At 65.8% G+C, this 16,787-nt stretch carries 16 protein-coding genes; 11 read left to right on the plus strand and 5 right to left on the minus strand.

The features are described from left to right. Positions 1 to 36: 36 nt before the first annotated feature. The gene (locus ACEN9O_RS13680) at positions 37 to 3,183 is read right to left on the minus strand and encodes an efflux RND transporter permease subunit (protein ID WP_495618071.1); all 3,147 of its coding nucleotides are present in this window, start codon (positions 3,181 to 3,183) and stop codon (positions 37 to 39) included. Positions 3,184 to 3,186: 3 nt separating this feature from the next. After that, positions 3,187 to 4,413, minus strand: coding sequence for an efflux RND transporter periplasmic adaptor subunit (locus ACEN9O_RS13685; protein ID WP_495618072.1), 1,227 nt, complete (start codon positions 4,411 to 4,413; stop codon positions 3,187 to 3,189). A gap of 211 nt (positions 4,414 to 4,624) precedes the next feature. Between ACEN9O_RS13685 and ACEN9O_RS13690 the strand changes: the two genes are divergently transcribed. Next, the gene (locus ACEN9O_RS13690; RefSeq protein WP_495618073.1) at positions 4,625 to 6,391 is read left to right on the plus strand and encodes a putative bifunctional diguanylate cyclase/phosphodiesterase; all 1,767 of its coding nucleotides are present in this window, start codon (positions 4,625 to 4,627) and stop codon (positions 6,389 to 6,391) included. A 66-nt stretch (positions 6,392 to 6,457) separates the two neighbouring features. Here the strand turns inward: ACEN9O_RS13690 and ACEN9O_RS13695 are convergent, their stop codons facing one another. Next, positions 6,458 to 7,456 carry an endonuclease/exonuclease/phosphatase family protein gene (locus tag ACEN9O_RS13695; protein ID WP_495618074.1) on the minus strand — a complete coding sequence of 333 codons (999 nt, stop codon included), beginning with the start codon at positions 7,454 to 7,456 and terminating at the stop codon, positions 6,458 to 6,460. 47 nt (positions 7,457 to 7,503) lie between these two features. Between ACEN9O_RS13695 and ybaK the strand changes: the two genes are divergently transcribed. The 7 genes from ybaK to ACEN9O_RS13730 all read left to right on the plus strand — a co-directional run bounded on the left by ybaK (position 7,504) and on the right by ACEN9O_RS13730 (position 12,994). Next, positions 7,504 to 7,995, plus strand: coding sequence for a Cys-tRNA(Pro) deacylase (ybaK, locus tag ACEN9O_RS13700; RefSeq protein WP_495618075.1), 492 nt, complete (start codon positions 7,504 to 7,506; stop codon positions 7,993 to 7,995). A gap of 59 nt (positions 7,996 to 8,054) precedes the next feature. Next, positions 8,055 to 8,684, plus strand: coding sequence for a glycerol-3-phosphate 1-O-acyltransferase PlsY (plsY, locus tag ACEN9O_RS13705; RefSeq protein ID WP_495618076.1), 630 nt, complete (start codon positions 8,055 to 8,057; stop codon positions 8,682 to 8,684). 78 nt (positions 8,685 to 8,762) lie between these two features. Further along, positions 8,763 to 9,413 (plus strand): DsbA family oxidoreductase, encoded by a 651-nt coding sequence (locus ACEN9O_RS13710; protein WP_495618077.1) that lies wholly within the window; start codon positions 8,763 to 8,765, stop codon positions 9,411 to 9,413. 226 nt (positions 9,414 to 9,639) lie between these two features. Next, on the plus strand, positions 9,640 to 10,692 hold the full coding sequence (locus ACEN9O_RS13715) for a GGDEF domain-containing protein (RefSeq protein WP_495618078.1): 1,053 nt from the start codon (positions 9,640 to 9,642) through the stop codon (positions 10,690 to 10,692). Between the two features lie 18 nt (positions 10,693 to 10,710). Then, complete coding sequence (locus ACEN9O_RS13720; protein ID WP_332855131.1) at positions 10,711 to 11,001, plus strand: DUF427 domain-containing protein; 291 nt, start codon at positions 10,711 to 10,713, stop codon at positions 10,999 to 11,001. Between the two features lie 3 nt (positions 11,002 to 11,004). After that, positions 11,005 to 11,739, plus strand: coding sequence for an AAA family ATPase (locus ACEN9O_RS13725; protein WP_495618079.1), 735 nt, complete (start codon positions 11,005 to 11,007; stop codon positions 11,737 to 11,739). Between the two features lie 4 nt (positions 11,740 to 11,743). Next, a complete protein-coding gene (locus ACEN9O_RS13730) occupies positions 11,744 to 12,994 on the plus strand; it encodes a metal-dependent hydrolase (protein ID WP_495618080.1) in 1,251 nt (416 codons plus the stop codon). A 9-nt stretch (positions 12,995 to 13,003) separates the two neighbouring features. Here the strand turns inward: ACEN9O_RS13730 and ACEN9O_RS13735 are convergent, their stop codons facing one another. Then, the gene (locus tag ACEN9O_RS13735) at positions 13,004 to 13,864 is read right to left on the minus strand and encodes an oxidoreductase (RefSeq protein ID WP_495618081.1); all 861 of its coding nucleotides are present in this window, start codon (positions 13,862 to 13,864) and stop codon (positions 13,004 to 13,006) included. Between the two features lie 108 nt (positions 13,865 to 13,972). Between ACEN9O_RS13735 and ACEN9O_RS13740 the strand changes: the two genes are divergently transcribed. Then, on the plus strand, positions 13,973 to 14,893 hold the full coding sequence (locus ACEN9O_RS13740; RefSeq protein ID WP_495618082.1) for a LysR family transcriptional regulator: 921 nt from the start codon (positions 13,973 to 13,975) through the stop codon (positions 14,891 to 14,893). Positions 14,894 to 15,026: 133 nt separating this feature from the next. Continuing rightward, positions 15,027 to 15,218 (plus strand): hypothetical protein, encoded by a 192-nt coding sequence (locus ACEN9O_RS13745; protein WP_495618083.1) that lies wholly within the window; start codon positions 15,027 to 15,029, stop codon positions 15,216 to 15,218. 4 nt (positions 15,219 to 15,222) lie between these two features. Here ACEN9O_RS13745 and tsaD read toward each other — a convergent pair whose 3' ends face one another. Further along, the gene (gene tsaD, locus ACEN9O_RS13750; RefSeq protein WP_117011957.1) at positions 15,223 to 16,263 is read right to left on the minus strand and encodes a tRNA (adenosine(37)-N6)-threonylcarbamoyltransferase complex transferase subunit TsaD; all 1,041 of its coding nucleotides are present in this window, start codon (positions 16,261 to 16,263) and stop codon (positions 15,223 to 15,225) included. A 231-nt stretch (positions 16,264 to 16,494) separates the two neighbouring features. On the opposite strand from tsaD, the gene ACEN9O_RS13755 reads away from it, so the two are divergent. Continuing rightward, a complete protein-coding gene (locus ACEN9O_RS13755; protein WP_495618084.1) occupies positions 16,495 to 16,734 on the plus strand; it encodes a hypothetical protein in 240 nt (79 codons plus the stop codon). Positions 16,735 to 16,787 lie beyond the last annotated feature (53 nt).

Here is a 16,787-nt window from a genome sequence, read left to right on the forward strand (position 1 = left end):
CCCGTGTCCGAATGTCAGACTTGACCCCCGAGTTGTTTACGCGACTTCGTTGCGGGCCTTGATGTCGTGCATCGGTTCGATGGCGTCCTGCAGCGCGGCCTCTTCGTCGTGCGCCTTGCCCTTGAAGAAGCGGGCGCAGCGCTTGCCCAGGCTGTCGAGGTAGGTGTAGGCCACCGGCACCACCACCAGGGTCAGCAGCGTGGAGGTGATCACCCCGCCGATCACCGCGCGCCCCATCGGCGCCTGCGTCTCGCCGCCGTCACCCATGCCGATCGCCATCGGCAGCATGCCGAACACCATCGCCAAAGTGGTCATCACGATGGGCCGCAGCCGCACCTGGCCGGCCGACATGATGGCTTCGCGCTGGCCCATGCCGCCGCGCTGCGCGTGGTTGGTGAAGTCCACCAGCAGGATGGCGTTCTTGGTCACCAGACCCATCAGCATGATGAAGCCGATCACCGAGAAGATGTTCAGCGTGCTGCCGGTGATCAGCAGCGCCACCAGCACGCCGATCAGCGACAGCGGCAGCGACATCATGATCGCCACCGGCTGCAGGAAGCTGCCGAACTGCGAGGCCAGCACCAGGTAGATGAAGATCACCGCGATGCCCAGCGCGATCATGGCCGACGACATGCTCTCTTCCATGTCCTGCGCATTGCCGCCGACGTCGAAGCGCACGCCGGCCGGCAGCTCGATTTCCTTCATGGCCTTCTTGACGTCGCTGTCGACGTCGCCGCCGGGACGGCCTTCGACGCCGGCATACACCGCCACCCGGCGCTGCAGCGCCTGGCGCTTCAACACCTGCGGGCTGAACGAGGGCACGAAGTCCACCACCTGGCGCAGCGGCACCATCACCGGACGGCCGTCCGGCCCCAGCTTGCTGGAGGCCAGCGACAGGTCGGCCAGGTCGGCGATCTTCTGACGGCCGGACTTGGGCAGCTGCACGTTGACGTCGTAGTTCTGGCCATCGTCGGCCAGGAAGTGGCTGGTGGTGTCGCCCGCCACGAACGGCCGCAGCGCGCTGCCGATCTGCTGCACCGACAGGCCGAGGTCGCTGGCCAGCTCGTTGTTGATCTTGACCGTGGTCGACGGGTTGGCGCCTTCCTGGCTGTATTCGAGGTCGGCGATGCCCTTGATCTTGCGCATCTTGTCCATCAGGTGGTGGGCCACCGAATCGAGCTTGCCTTCGTCGGTGCCGAGGATGGCGATGAAGATCGGCTTCCAGCCTACCGACATGGTGATGCCGGCGATCTTGCTCAGGCGCGCGCGCACCACGCCTTCCAGCTCCTTCTGCGAGCGGCGCTTGGTGGTCTTGCGGTCCTGCAGCTTCATGTCGATCTGGGCGTTGTTGCGGCCTTCCTGCGTGCCCACCACCGAGATCACGCTGGCGATTTCAGGGAAGGCCTTCAATGCCTCCTCGACCTGGTGCACCTTGTTGTCGGTGTACTCCAGGCTGGAGCCGACCGGGGTCTTCAGGTGCAGGTTGATCCAGCCGTTGTCCTGGTCGGGGAACATCTCGCCGCCTATCATCGGCACCAGCATCAGGCTGGCGACGAACAGCGTAGCGGCGAAGGCCAGCGTCAGCTTGCGCCAGCGCAGCGCCAGGCCCAGCACCTTGCCGTACACCACGTGCAGTCTTTCCACGCCGCCTTCCAGCCAGTGCATGAAGCGGCCCAGCCACGGCAGGTATTTGAAGCGGTCCTTGACCGGGTCCGGCCACACCGAGGACAGCATCGGATCGAGTGTGAAGCTGACGAACAGCGACACCAGCACCGCCACCGCGACGGTGATGCCGAACTGCAGGAAGAAGCGGCCGATGATGCCCTGCATGAAGGCCACCGGGATGAACACGGCGACGATGGCGAAGGTGGTGGCCATCACGGCCAGGCCGATTTCGTTGGTGCCGTCCTCGGCCGCGCGGCGGTGGTTCTTGCCCATGCCGAGGTGGCGCACGATGTTCTCGCGCACCACGATGGCGTCGTCGATCAGCAGGCCGATGCACAGGGACAGCGCCATCAAGGTCAGGAAGTTGAGCGTGAAGCCGAAGAACTTCATGGCGATGAAGCTGGCCATCACCGAGATCGGCAAGGTCAGGCCGGTGATGATGGTCGAGCGCCACGAGTGCAGGAAGAAGAACACGATGATCATCGTCAGTACCGCGCCTTCGATGATGGTTTCCTTCACGTTGTCGAGCTGGCTTTGCACCTTGAGCGATTCATCGTTCAGCACGGTCAGCGTGATGTCGGCCGGCAGCGTCTTCTGCAGGTCGGCGGCGACCTGCTGGATGCGCCGGCCCACCTCGACCACGTTGGCGTCCTGCACCTTGGTGATGTCGATGGTGACGGCGCGCTTGCCGTTCAGGCGCGACACCGACAGCTCTTCCTGCGCGCCGTCGATCACCGTGGCGACCTGCTCCAGGAACACCGGCCCGTTGGCGCGGCGCGCCACGATGATCTTGTTGAAGTCGCGCGCATCCTTCATCTTGCCCTCGACCCGCACCAGCTGCTCGCTGCCGGCGTAGCTGATCGAGCCGGCCGGCAGGTTGGTGTTGGTGGCCTGGATGGCATTGATCACCTCGTCAACGCCGATGGCTTGCGCGTTGAGGTCGCTGGGGCGCAGGCTGATCAGGATCTGGCGCGAGGCCGTGCCGTTCAGGCGCACCTGGCCGACGCCGGCCACGCCCTGGAAGCGCTTGCCGATCAGCTGGTCGGCCATGGTCGACAGGTCGCGCAGCGTATGGTCGCTGGCGGTCAGGCCGATCTGCGCGATCGGGCGGCTGTTCTCGCCTTCGAAGCGGACGATGAACGGGTCCTTGGCCTCCTTGGGGAAGCGCGGGCGCACCTGCGCCACCTTGTCGCGCAGGTCCTGCATGGCCTTGTCCATATTGGTGGACAGTTCGAAATCGATGTAGATGCCGGCGCGGCCTTCCCACGAGTTGGCGCGCAGGGTCTTGATGCCGCTGACGGTGTTGACCACGTCCTCGATCGGCCGGGTGATGTCGTTCTCCACCGCCTCCGGCGAGGCGCCCGGATAATTGACCTCGATCATCGCACCGGGGATGTCGACGTTGGGCATGGATTCCAGGCCCAGTCCCCGGTAGGAGAACAGGCCCAGCACCACCAACGCCACCATCACCATGGTGGCGAAGACCGGGTTCTGGATACTGGTTTTAGTGATCCACATGATTTAGCCCTTCTGTGCCAGCATGGCGGACTTGGCCGGCTGGGCCGGCGTGGCGACATTGGCCGGCAGCTTGACCTGGCTGCCCGGCTTGACGCTGTCGAGTTTGGAGACGATGACGTTGGCGCCCGGCGCCAGGCCGTCGACCACTTCGGCGTAGCCTTCGTCCTCGTTGCGCAGGCCCAGCTTGACCGGCTGCGCGATGACCTTGCCCTGTTCGATCTTGTACACCACCTGCTGGCCCTTCTCGGTGCGCAGCGCCGCCGTCGGCACGATGGGCATCACGGCGGAGCGGTCGGTGACGATGCTGCCCTTGGCGAACATGCCGGCGCGCAGCGCGCTGTCGTCGTTCTTCACCGAGATGTAGACCAGCATCGCGCGCGAGCCGGCCTCGGTGGCTGGATTGATGCGCGCCACCTTGCCGGCGAAGTCGCGGCCCTGGAAGCCGTCGACCTTGAACCTGACGTCCTGGCCCACTTTCACGCGCGGGATTTCCGAGGCCGGCACCTGCGCCTCCAAGGTCAGCTCGGACAGGTTGACGATGCTGTAGACCGGCATGTCCGGCGCCAGCTTCTCGCCGGCCTGCACGTGGCGCTTGCTGACCACGCCGCTGATCGGCGCCCTGATGACGCCGTCGTTCAGCGCGATGCGCGCGATCTCCACCATCGCGGCGGCCGACTTGACGTTGGCGCGCGCCAGGTCGACGCTGTTCTGCGTCGAATCGTAGGCGTTCTGCGAAATGTATTTTTGCTTGAGCAGGGCCTGGCTGTTGGCTTCGTTCTTGCTCGCCAGCGACAGCTTGGCCTGCGCCTCGTCGAGCATGGCCTGCTGCTGTTGCAGGCGCGCGCGCAGGTCGGCCTGGTCGATGCGGGCCAGCACCTGGCCGGCCGCCACCGCCATGCCTTCCTGCACCGTGGTGGCCTCCACCACGCCCGAGACCTTGGACTTGATGGTGGCCGAACTCAGGGGCGCCAGCGAGCCGGATAAGGGCAAGCTGACCGCCAATGACCGGGCATCGATGGCCGCGATATCGCCGCTGGCCAGTTCGAAGATTTCCTGTTTCTTTTTATCGTCCTTGGCCGCCTGCGCGCTTGGCGGCGGCGCGTCCTTCTTGTGCAGGACGGTCCAGCCGCCGCCGGCCAGGCCGATGACGATCAGCGCCGCCAGCGGCTTGCGCCAGCGCTTGCTGCGCACGGTGGTTTGTGGGGGAGCGGGCAAGGTTTCAAGTTTCATATCGTTCTTCTATCAAAAGGTCGCCACGGCGCATATTGGCACTTTAGGAATTTTCAAGACCGGCTGCCAGTGGAATGCGACAGGCCGCGAAAAAATACGGATGAACGGTAAAAACGGGCGATCAAGCGCGTTTGACGGAGGTCAATGGTTTATTCCTGTCAGCGGCAAGAATGGGCTAGGCCTGAGAGGGCGATCTGCCGGAGAGGGCCAGGTGGCAAAAGCAAACAAGCGGGACGACGGCGCCTGCGCGGATTTCCGCGCGATGTACGCGCAAACCAGCGATGCCGTGCTGCTGTTGCAGGATGGCCGTGTGGCCGCCTGCAACCCCGCCGCGCTGGCGCTGTTCGAATGCGGCCAGCCGGACCGCTTGCTGGGCCTGGGGCTGGTCGATTTGTCACCATTGCAGCAGGCCGAGGGCGTGCTGTCCGCGCGCGCCATGGCCGACCTGCTGGCCGAAGCCCAGCGCGACGGCAACCGTCAGTTCGAATGGCGCTGCGTGGGTTGCGGCGGGCGCCAGTTCTGGGCCGACGTGCTGCTGACCGCCATCGGCCCGCAACGCATGTATGTGGTGATCCGCGACATCTCGGCCCGCAAGCACGAGCAGCTGGTGATGTACCTGGCCTTGCTGTCCGACGTCGCCGACCGCCGCCGCTCCGAGGAACAGACCCGCCACCTGGCCGAGCACGACTTCCTGACCGACCTGCCGAACCGGGTGCTGTTGCTCGACCGCCTGAGCCTGGCGATGGCGGCGGCGCGGCGCAAGCGCAGCCGGCTGGCGATCCTGTTCCTCGATCTCGACCGTTTCAAGAACATCAACGACACCCTGGGTCACCACGTCGGCGACCAGCTGCTGCGGGAGGTGGCGGCGCGGCTGGCGCGCTGCGTGCGCAGCGTCGACACCGTCAGCCGCCAGGGCGGCGACGAGTTCGTCATCATGCTGTCCGAGATCGGCGGCATCGACCAGGTGGCCCATGTGGCCGACACGGTGCTGGCCGCCATCAGCCAGGAGTTCGTGCTGGAGCCGCACCGGCTGCATGTGAGCACCTCGATCGGCGTCAGCATCTATCCCGACGACGGCGCCGACATGGACACCCTGATCCGCAACGCCGACCTGGCCATGTACCACGCCAAGGAAAAAGGCCGCGGCGGCTTCCAGTTCTTCAGCCCGGAAATGAACGCGCAGATCGTCGAGCGGGTGGCGTTTGAAAACGACCTGCGGCGCGCGCTGCGCGAGCAGCAGTTCGTGCTGGAATACGAGGCCCAGGTCGATATCGCCAGCGGCCGGCCGCTGGCGGCCGAAGCCTTGCTGCGCTGGCAGCATCCGACCCAGGGCCTGCTGCCGCCGGAGCGCTTCGTCGCGGTGGCCGAGGACAGCGGGCTGATGGTGTCGATCGGCCAGTGGGTGCTGGAGCAGGCCTGCCGCGACGCCCGGCGCTGGCAGGACGCCGGCTATCCGCTGACGGTGGTGGTCAATCTGTCGCAGACGCAGTTCTTGCAGCGCAACCTGGCCGACAGCGTCGGCGCGGCGCTGGCGGCGTCCGGCCTGGCGCCGCAGTGGCTGGAGCTGGAGCTGGCCGAGGCCATCGTCATGAAGCACGCGGCCTCGGCGCCGGCCACGCTGAACGCCTTGCGGGCGCTGGGTGTGCGGCTGGTGGTCGACGACTTTGGCACCGGCTACGCGCGGGTCGGCCACCTGCGCGAGTACCCGTTCGACAAGCTGAAGATAGACCGCACCTTCATCGACGACATCGGCAACGGCAACGGCAACGGCGCCGACGGCGCGCAGTCGCCGGTAGCGGTGATCGCCATCATCGCCATGGCGCGCAGCCTGGGGCTGACGGTGCTGGCGGAAGGGGTGGAGACCGAGGCGCAGCTGCACTTCCTGGCGCAGCACGGCTGCCAGCAGTTCCAGGGCCGCTACGTGCGGAACAAGGGCTTGCTCGACGGCCTGGGCGGCCTGCTCGACGGCGCAGCCTAGGTCGTTCCCGCGCAGGCGGGAACCCATGCTGAGCGGACTGGGTGACGTCCTATGGAGGGAATGACGTTAGAGCGCCCCGGCGCGGTCGCGCGCGCCGTACAGGCGCAGCCGCACCAGCACCTGGCCGTGGTCGGACGCTTCCGGCCGGTCCTGCAGCAGGTGGTCGTTCAGGTAGGTCACGTCCAGCACCTCGCCGACCGCGTAGCGCGAGGCCGGGTTGAATTCCTCCGACACCAGCACGTGGTCAATGGTCATGTGGTGGCCTTCGTGGATGTTGGTGTAGCCGACCTGGCGCAGCGTGTCGCGGCCCAGCTGGATCTGGTTGCAGTCGAACATGCGCCCGCTCAGCTCCTCGCCCGGCAGGCCGGCCGCGCCCGAGCCCATGACGATGGCGGTGGTGACGGCGTCGGCGGTGTCGTTGAAATCGCCCAGCACCACGCGCGGCCGGCGCGCGTTGCTTTCGAGCTTGCTGAGCAGGGCGCGCAGGGCCACCGCCTCGGTGCCGCGCCGTATCAGCGAGCGCAGGTTGGCTTGCGCGTAGTGCATCGGGTCGGCGCAGTTGTCGTCGCTGCTGTAGTCGGGGCGCTTGGATTTGAGGTGGATGACGACCACGTCGACCACGCGCTGGTCCGGCAGCAGCACTTGCGCGTGCAGCGGCGCGCGGGCGAATCGGTCGGCGTCGCGGCTGCCGGCCGGCAGCGCCACGCCGTCGGGGAAGGCGTGGTATTCGGCGGCCGGCGCCGCCAGCGGCAGGCGCGACACCAGCGCCACCTGCGGCACCAGGCGCGCGGCGCCGGTGACGGGATCGGGCGCGGCGTCGAAGCCCACCAGCGTGGCTTCGCGGTAATGCTCGCTATGGGCCAGCACGTCGCGCAGCGCCGCCAGCGAGAAAATTTCCTGAAAACCGATCACGTCGGCGTCGAGCTGATTCAGCTGCTGCGCGGTCCAGCGGACTTTCGCTTGGTACTCGGCCGGCGTCAACGGCGGCAGATTGTCGTACAATTTCGCCCCAGGCTGGGAAAGATTGCAAACATTGAAAGTGGCAAAGCGAATTTCCTGCTGCATAATAAGAAACTCCCGATCGACATTACTTCACAAGCAGCGTATCACGCATGGCTAAAAAAGAGCACATCTCCGAGACCCCGGCAACGCAAATGCTGCGCAAGCATAAGGTGGTCTTCAGCGAGCACCCCTACGACTACGAAGAACACGGCGGCACCTCGGTGTCGGCGCGCGAACTGGGCGTGGACGAACACGCGGTGGTCAAGACCCTGGTCATGCAGGACGAGGCCGCTAAACCCTTGATTGTGCTGATGCACGGCGATTGCAAGGTCTCGACCAAGAACCTGGCGCGCGGCATCGGCTGCAAATCCGTCGAACCGTGCAAGCCGGAGGTGGCCACGCGCCACAGCGGCTACCAGATCGGCGGCACCTCGCCGTTCGGCACCCGCAAGGCGCTGCCGGTGTATGTCGAGGATAGCATCCTTGCGCTGGAAACGATTTATATCAATGGCGGCCGCAGGGGTTATCTGGTTGGCATCGCGCCGCAGGTGCTGGTCGATCTGTTGCAGGCCAGGCCGGTGCGCTGCGCGCTGGCTGATTAAGCCGCGGCAGTGTATATTCAGCGGCCCCCAACGGGCGTATGACTACTTTTGAGGAAATAATGAATACAGTTTGGATGACCGTCGCCGCCTATCTGATCGGCTCGATCTCGTTTGCCGTCGTCATGAGCAAGTTGTTCGGCATCGCCGATCCCCGCACCTACGGCTCGAAAAACCCCGGCGCCACCAACGTGTTGCGCAGTGGTAACAAGGCGGCCGCCATCATGACCCTGGTGGGCGACGGCGCCAAGGGCTGGCTGGCGGTCTGGCTGGCGATCCGCTACCAGAACCAGCTGCAGATCGGCGACGCCACCATCGCGCTGGTGGCGATCGCGGTGTTCCTGGGCCACCTGTGGCCGGTGTTCTTCCGCTTCGTCGGCGGCAAGGGCGTGGCGACCGCGCTGGGCGTGCTGCTGGGCCTGGACCCCTGGCTGGGCCTGGCCACCCTGGTGACCTGGCTGGCGGTGGCGTTCGCGTTCCGCTACTCCTCGCTGGCGGCGCTGGTGGCGGCCTTGTTCGCGCCGTTCTACTACGGCCTGCTGTTCGGCGTCGAGCCGCAGCTGCTGGCCGTGTTCGTGATGAGCGCACTGTTGGCTTTCCGTCACAGCAAAAATATTTCCAATTTGCTGGCTGGCAAGGAAAGCCGCATCGGCAGCAAGAGCAAGGACGCGGTCCCGGCCAGGAAAAAGTAAGACCCTCCCCCGTCCCGGCGCTTGATTTCGCGCCGGGCATCGCCATATGCTGAAATACCGTTTTAGCAAAGGCTCAGTATGACCACTTCCCTGAAGATCGATTTCATCTCCGACGTTTCCTGCCCATGGTGCGCCATCGGCCTCAAGTCGCTGGACCGCGCGCTGGCCAATATCGGCGGCGAGGCCGAAGTCAGCATGCACTTCCAGCCGTTCGAGCTCAATCCCAACATGGGTCCCGAGGGCCAGGACATCGGCGAGCACCTGAGCGAAAAATACGGCTCGACCGCCGCCCAGCAGGAGCAGGCGCGCGAGATGATACGCGCGCGCGGCGCCGAAGTCGGCTTCGATTTCGCGATGGGCAAGCGCGGCCGCATCTACAACACCTTCGACGCCCACCGCCTGCTGCACTGGGCCGAGCTGGAGGGCAAGCAGAAGGAGTTGAAGGAAGCGCTGTTCGGCGCCTACTTCACCCAGGGCGAGGACCCGAGCTCGCACGCGGTGCTGCTGCGCGTGGCCGGCCAGGTGGGGCTGGACACCGACACCGCCGCCGAGGTGCTGCGCACCAGCCGCTACGCCGACGAGGTGCGCGAGCGCGAGAAGTTCTTCCAGCGCCACGGCATCAACTCGGTGCCGGCCGTGATCATCAACGAGCGCCACCTGATTTCGGGCGGCCAGCCGGCCGAGGTGTTCGAGAAGGCGCTGCGCGAGATTATGGCGCAGGCGGCTTAAGGTTTTACCCCGCGTGCTTTAGCGGGATGCCTGCCGCTCCGCTTAGGGGTCGGACCCCGTACGGGGTCTGACCCCGCTTGGCGGTGCGGGGTAAAAAATGGATGAGGCGGAGGGCAAGTGCTCCCACCGTCCTGGTTTTGCGATAAACTGATCGGGTAGCACCATAGTCCGGTCCCGCTTCATGCCGGGTGCCAAAAAAAAGATCGACGTCGCTACAGGGAGGCCTATGCTGGCCGCACAAAAAGTACACACACTGTCCATCGCCCGCCCGCAGGCCGACCAGTTCCGGCTGGCCGCACTGCACCGCTACCACATCCTCGACACCCCCGCCTGCGAAGACTTCAGCTTCCTCACCGAGCTGGCCGCGAAAGTATGCGAGGTGCCGTATGCCTTCATCTCGCTGGTCGACGCCGAGCGTGTCTGGATCAAGTCTTGCGCCGGCATGCAGCTGGGCGAGCTGCCGCGCGGCGAGAGCTATTGTTCGCTGGCGGTGCTGGGCGAGGCCACCACCGAAATCCCCGACCTGACGCAGGACTTCCGCACCGCCCACATGACGCTGACGGTCGAGGCGCCCTATATGCGCATGTACAGCAGCGTGGCGCTGACCTCGTCCGACGGTTTCGCCATCGGCACCTTGTGCGTGATGGACACCAGGCCGGGCGGCCTCAGTGCCGAGCAGCGCGCCACGCTGGTCAAGCTGGCGCGCCAGGTGATGGCGCTGATCGAACTGCGCGCAAACCAGAAGGCGCTGGAGTCCAGCGTGCGCGAGCTGGAGCAGCTGGCCACCACCGACGAGCTGACCGGCCTGCACAACCGCCGCTCGCTGCTGCACCGCCTGAAGTTCGAGACCGCGCGCGCCAAGCGTTTCCGCTCGCCGCTGTCGGCGGTGATGATAGACCTCGACCACTTCAAGCGCATCAACGACGAATACGGCCACGCGGTGGGCGACCAGGTGCTGGCCAGCGTCGGCCGCCTGCTGCGCGAGAGCGTGCGCGTGATCGACGTGCCGGGCCGCTACGGCGGCGAAGAGCTGTGCGTAATCCTGCCGAACACGCCGGTCGAAGGCGCCTGCAAGTTTGCCGAGACGCTGCGCGCCAGGATCGAGGCGCAGCTGCACTACGCTGGCCCGCGCCTGCTGCCGGTGACGGCCAGCCTGGGCGTGGGTTCCTTCGACCACATGGAAATCAGCGATGCGGAAAGCCTGCTGCGCCAGGCCGACGCCGCGCTGTACCGCGCCAAGCACGCCGGCCGCAACCGCGTGGAATGCGGCCCCACCTGACACTGAAAGGAAGTCCCCATGCCCACCGCCAGCTGGAACGGCGTCGTCATCGCCGAAGCGAAGGACGACGAGGTTGAAATCGTCGAGAACAATGTCTACTTCCCGCCGTCCAGCGTCAAGACGGAATACCTGCAGGCGAGCGCGCATACATCGCGCTGCCCGTGGAAGGGCCTGGCCAGCTACTACAGCCTGAACGTCAACGGCAAGGTCAACGAGAACGCTGCCTGGTACTACCCGGCGCCGTCCGAGAAGGCCGCGCAGATCAAGGACCACGTGGCGTTCTGGCGCGGCGTGGACGTGCAGCGCTAGCCGATGGCTTTACAGGCCAAGCCGTATCTGCAAAGGATCACGGCGCTGTTTGGCGATGGCGTCGACTGGGAGCGCCATCCCTACACCGTGCCGGCGGTGCGCAACCTGGAGTCGATCGGCTTTCATCCGGACGTGACCTTCTTCATCGGCGAGAACGGCGCCGGCAAATCGACGCTGCTGGAATCGATCGCGCTGGCGCTCGGCTTCAGCATGGAGGGCGGCACCAAGGGCGTGCGCCTGAACACCGCGCGCGAAGATGCGCCGCTGTTTGAGTCGCTCAAGCTGTCCAAGAGTTTTCGCGCGCCGCGCGACGGTTATTTTTTCCGCGCCGAGAGTTTTCATAACGTCGCCACCTACATGGACGAAGTGGGCTACCTGGACGGCTACGGCGGCCGCTCGCTGCATGAGCGCTCGCATGGCGAGGCGTTCATGGCGGTGCTGCTGAATAAATTCAAAGGCAAGGGACTGTACCTGCTGGACGAACCGGAAGCGGCGCTGTCGCCCAACCGCCAGCTGGCGGCGCTGACGGCGATCCATCAGCTGGTGGAGGACGAGTCGCAATTCATCATCGCCACCCACTCGCCGATACTGCTGGCCTACCCGAACGCGAAGATACTGCTGTTCGACAGCACCGGCATCACCGAAGTCGCCTACGAGGACACCGAGCACTACGCCGTTACGCGCGACTTCCTCAACCACTATCCGCGGCGGCTGGAACAGCTGCTCAAACCTGAATAGCTACATGGACAATATCACCCACAGCATCATCGGTTTCGGCGTTGGAGAACTGGTGCACCGCAGCCTGCCCGACGAGGCGGATGCGCCGTCGCAGCGGGTGCGGCATCGGCTGTTGCTGGTGTCCTGCGCGCTGGCCAGTAATTTCCCCGATCTCGATCTGGTCCTGAACAAGCTGCTGCCCGATCCGCTGGGCTACCTGCTGCATCATCGCGGCCACACGCATACGGCCTTGCTGGCGCTGCCGCAGGCCTTGCTGCTGGCGGCGCTGCTGTGGCTGTGCTGGCCGTCGGCGCGCGCGCTGTTGAAGGCCAGCCGGCCGGCGCGGCTTGGCCTGGGCTTGAGCGTGGGGCTGGGCTTCGCGCTGCATCTGCTGATGGACTTCACCAATTCCTACGGCATCCATCCTTGGTATCCATTCACCGGGCGCTGGTTCTACGGCGACATGGTGTTCATCGTCGAGCCGCTGTTCTGGGTGGCGATCGGCGTGCCGATGGCGCTCATCATGCGCTGGCGTTCATTGCGCATGCTCGGCCTGGCCTGTCTATTTGGCGCGCTGGTGGTGTTCGCGGCCAAGGGCTATCTGGCGTGGACGTCGTTTGCTGCGCTACTGCTGATTGCCGCGGCTTGCGGCCGCGCGCAGTGGCGTGCCGGTGCGCGCGGGCGCGCGGGCCTGGCGCTGGCGCTGGCGCTCAGCGCCGGCTTCATCGCGGTGCAAGGTGTGGCCTCGCATTACGGACGCGAGCAGATCACGGCCGCGTTGCTGAAGGCCGATCCCTCGGTGCGCGTGTTCGACGTGGCGATGACGGCGTTCCCGTCGCAGCCTTTGTGTTGGTCGTATGCCAGCGTGGAGGCCAATGAGAAGCAGGGCTACTATCGTTTGCGGCGCGGGGTGGCCAGCCTGGCGCCGCAGTGGCTGGCGCCGCTGGCCTGTCCGGCCGGGATGGTTGGGGCGCCCGACAAGGTGCTGGCCTTGTCGCCGGGCGTGCAGCAATTCGGCACGGTGCTGGCCAGCCTGCCGGCGCTGCGCATGCTGAAGGACGAGAACTGCCAGGTGGACGCCTGGCTGCGCTTTGCGCGCATGCCGGCGTTGATACTGTCGACCGGAGAGCTGGCCGACTATCGCTTCGCGACCACGCCGCGCGGCAACTTCACGACGCTGCATGCGGGGCAGGGCGGCGCCTGTCCGGCGGGTGTACCCGGCTGGGCCTACCCGCGCGAGGATCTGCTGTCGCTGCACCCGCCGGGCAAACTTTAAGCCGCTTTTTTAAGCTGCCTTTTGCTGCGCGCCGAAGTCGGTCGATACCGCCAGCTCCAGCCACTGCGCCATCTCGGTTTCGACGAACTGGTTCTTGGCGCGCACGCGTTCCACCGTGTCCGAGCCCAGTTGCAGTCGCACCGGCGGCTTGGCGCTGTCGGCCAGTTGCAGCAGGGCGCCGGCCAGCTTGGCGGGATCGCCCGGCTGCTGGTGATTGACGCCGGCGGCGAACTCGCGCATCGCACCCACGGTGGCGGCATAGTCTTCGATGCGGTGGTGGGTGGACGCCAGCGACGAGGCATCGAGGAAATCGGTGCGGAAGAAGCCAGGTTCCACCACCGTCAGATGGATGCCCAGCGGCGCCACTTCCGTCGCCAGCGCCTCGCTCAGGCCCTCGACCGCGAACTTGGTCGAGCTGTACAGGCCCCAGCCGGGATAGGCCGAATAACCCGCCACCGACGAGATATTGATGACATGGCCGCCGCCTTGCTTGCGCATCGCCGGCAGCACGGCGCGCGTGACGTTGAGCAGGCCGAAGACGTTGGTGTCGTACAGCGCGCGCACTTCCTCGGCGCTGGCTTCCTCCACCGCGCCCAGCAGGCCGTAGCCGGCGTTGTTGACCAGCACGTCGATGCGGCCGAAGCGCGCGATCGCTTGCTGGGCGGCGGTGATGGCTTGCGCCTCCAGTTTGACGTCCAGGCGCAGGGCCAGCAGATTCGGGTGCGCGCCCAGGGCGGCGGTGACGCTGTGCGGATCGCGCGCGGTGGCGACCACGAGGTCGCCGCGTGCCAGCGCTTGTTGCGCCGTCAGCACGCCGAAGCCACGGGATGCGCCGGTGATGAACCATACTTTTTGTGCAGTGCCAGTCATGATCGTTTCCTTGGTGTGAGGTGGGTTGGTAGACAGCAGTGTAGGCATGAGCTACCTGTTACACTAGCCATAGGAAAGCTGTTTGATTATCACCTTTGGGTTGCGAATATGGATAAAGCCAGGGTTATCAGCCTGTTCATTGGCGTGGCGCGCGCCAGGAGCTTCAGCCAGGCGGCGGTGGATGCCGGCCTGACGCCGCAAGCCGTCAGCAAGGCGGTGCGGCAGCTGGAGGATCACCTGGGCGTGCGCCTGTTCCACCGCACCACGCGCAGCCTCAGCCTGACGGAGGAGGGCGCCCGCCTGTTCGAGCTGGCCAACCCCGGCCTGCGCCTGCTGGACGAGGCGCTGGACCTGGTCCGGAACAGCCGTCACGAGGTGGACGGCCTGATCCGCGTGGTGGCGCCCATGTCGATCGGCAACGCGGTCATCGTGCCTCTGCTGCCGGAGTTCCAGCGGCGCTATCCCGGCGCGCATTTCGATTTGCAGCTGGACGATCACTTCACCGACCTGGTGGAGAACAAGATCGATGTCGGCTTCCGCGCCGGCAATCCCCCCGAACGCAACCTGATCTCCCGCAAGCTGGGCGAGATCGTGCTGGTGCCGTGCGCCACGCCCGGCTACCTGGCGCTGCACGGCACGCCGCGGACGGTGGCGGAATTGCAGCTGCACCGCTGCACCGGCTACCGCCGTCCCAGCACCGGCCGCTTGATGCCGTGGGAGCTGCAGGTGGACGGCACCACGGTCTACCAGGAGATGCCGGCGGTGGCCAGTTTCAATACGGTGGAGGGAGAGTTGACGGCGGTGCGCAGCGGCCTGGGCATCGGCCAGCTGCCGGTGTTCATGATCGAGGACGAGCTGGCCAGCGGCGCGCTGGTGCCGCTGCTGCCGCAGACGGCGACCTCCAACAGCGGCGTGTTCATGTACTACCAGCAGCGCACCTTGATGCCGCTGCGGGTGCGGCATTTCATCGATTTCGTGGCGGAGCGGGCGCCGCAGCGGCTGGCGGCCCAGCACGGTGCGCTTGCTTAGCGGTATCGTGTAGCGTGTTTGCCACAGAACGGCCTAAAATCAAGTCGTATAGGCCACTTTCGCACAAGATGGTTGGCATGACAATTGCATTGCCCTCCAGAAAGGAAGATGATCGACAAACATGGAGGCAGTTATGAATAGCGCAACTAAACAAGAAAATACCCACACGCTGGTCCACGAATCGGCATCCGACGAGCACCGTCTGCGCAGCGAGCGTATTGCCGCGCGCGGCGTGCACCTGGGCCAGGGCAAGCTCAAGTATCTGCTGGCGCTGGCCGGCCTGGCCGTGCTGGCCTCGGTCGCGTTCGCGCAGAGCCAGGCTTAGGCGCTCAGACGACTTTGATGTCGTCCAGCGGCCAGCGTGGCCGCACGTTGAACGAGTAGTCTTTTTTTGCCGCGTCCGGGTTGATCATCAAGCGCATGGCCCCGGCGAAGGCGATCATGGCGCCGTTGTCCGTGCAAAATTCCAGTTCAGGGTAGTAGACCTTGAACTTCTTCTTGGCCGCCGCCGCGTTGAGCGACGCGCGCAGCTGCGAGTTGGCGCCCACGCCGCCCGCGATCACCAGCCGCTTCAGGCCGGTGTGCTTGAGCGCGGACACGCACTTGGCCGTCAACACGTCGACGATGGCGTCGACGAAGCCGCGCGCGATGTCGGCCTTGTCCTGCTCGCAGATGTTCGCGATGACTTTTTCCTCGTGGTTCTTCACCACCGTCAGCACCGCCGTCTTCAGGCCGGAGAAGCTGAAATTGAAATCCTTGGTGTGCAGCATCGGGCGCGGCAACTTGTAGGCTGTCGGATCGCCGAACTCGGCCAGGCGTGAAATCGCCGGGCCGCCCGGGTAGCCCAGGCCCAGCAGCTTGGCCGACTTGTCGAAGGCTTCGCCGGCCGCGTCGTCCAGCGTTTCGCCCAGCAGCGTGTACTGGCCGACGCCGTCCACCCGCATCAGCTGGGTGTGGCCGCCCGAGACCAGCAGCGCGATGAAGGGGAACTCCGGCGGCTGCGACGCCAGCAGCGGCGACAGCAGGTGGCCTTCCAGGTGGTGCACGCCCAGCACCGGCTTGTCCAGCGCCAGGCCCAGGCTGCAGGCGACCGAGGAGCCGACCAGCAGCGCGCCGGCCAGGCCGGGGCCTTGGGTGTAGGCGATGGCGTCGATGTCGGCCAGGGTCTTGCCGGCGCCTTCCAGCGTCTGCGTCAGCAGCGGAATGGCACGGCGGATGTGGTCGCGCGAGGCCAGTTCCGGCACCACGCCGCCGTACTCCTCATGCATCGCCACCTGCGAATACAGGGCGTGGGACAGCAGGCCGTGTTGCGTGTCGTACAGCGCAAGGCCGGTTTCGTCACAGGAGGATTCAACGCCGAGAACGATCATGAAGAAGGCACAAATGAAAAGGGGAATCCGCCATTGTAATGGAAAGTGCGCGCAAGCATGCACCACCGCAGGTCGGCACCGCACTGGCGAAGTGCGGAATTTTGCCATTCGGTCAGGATGTGCGGCGTTTTTTGTGGCACCGGTTTTGCTTAGACAACTGAGGGAAGTTGACTAGGGAGGCGCGCGATGTCTGGACGATGGAAGTTGATTTGCAAACTCAAGGATGTGCCCATGAGCGGCGCGCGCCTGGTGCCGCGCGGACTGGCGTGGCAGGAGTTGCCGGGCGTGGCGCTGTTCCGTACCGGCGAGGAGCAGGTGCACGCGATGCTGGAGTCCGACGAGCCAGAGCCGCGCCGCTACTCGGTCAAGGTGGAGGACAGCAGGGTCTATCTGGACCTGGATGAACTGAGCGCCCCGGCCAGCCGGGCCGAGGCGGCGCTGGCCGGGGCGTTGGGCGTGGCTTTCGGCTGAACCCCCACAGCAAAAGGGGTCGGACCCCGTACGGGGTCCGACCCCGGTTCGTG

This window comes from Duganella sp. Dugasp78 (assembly GCF_059491455.1).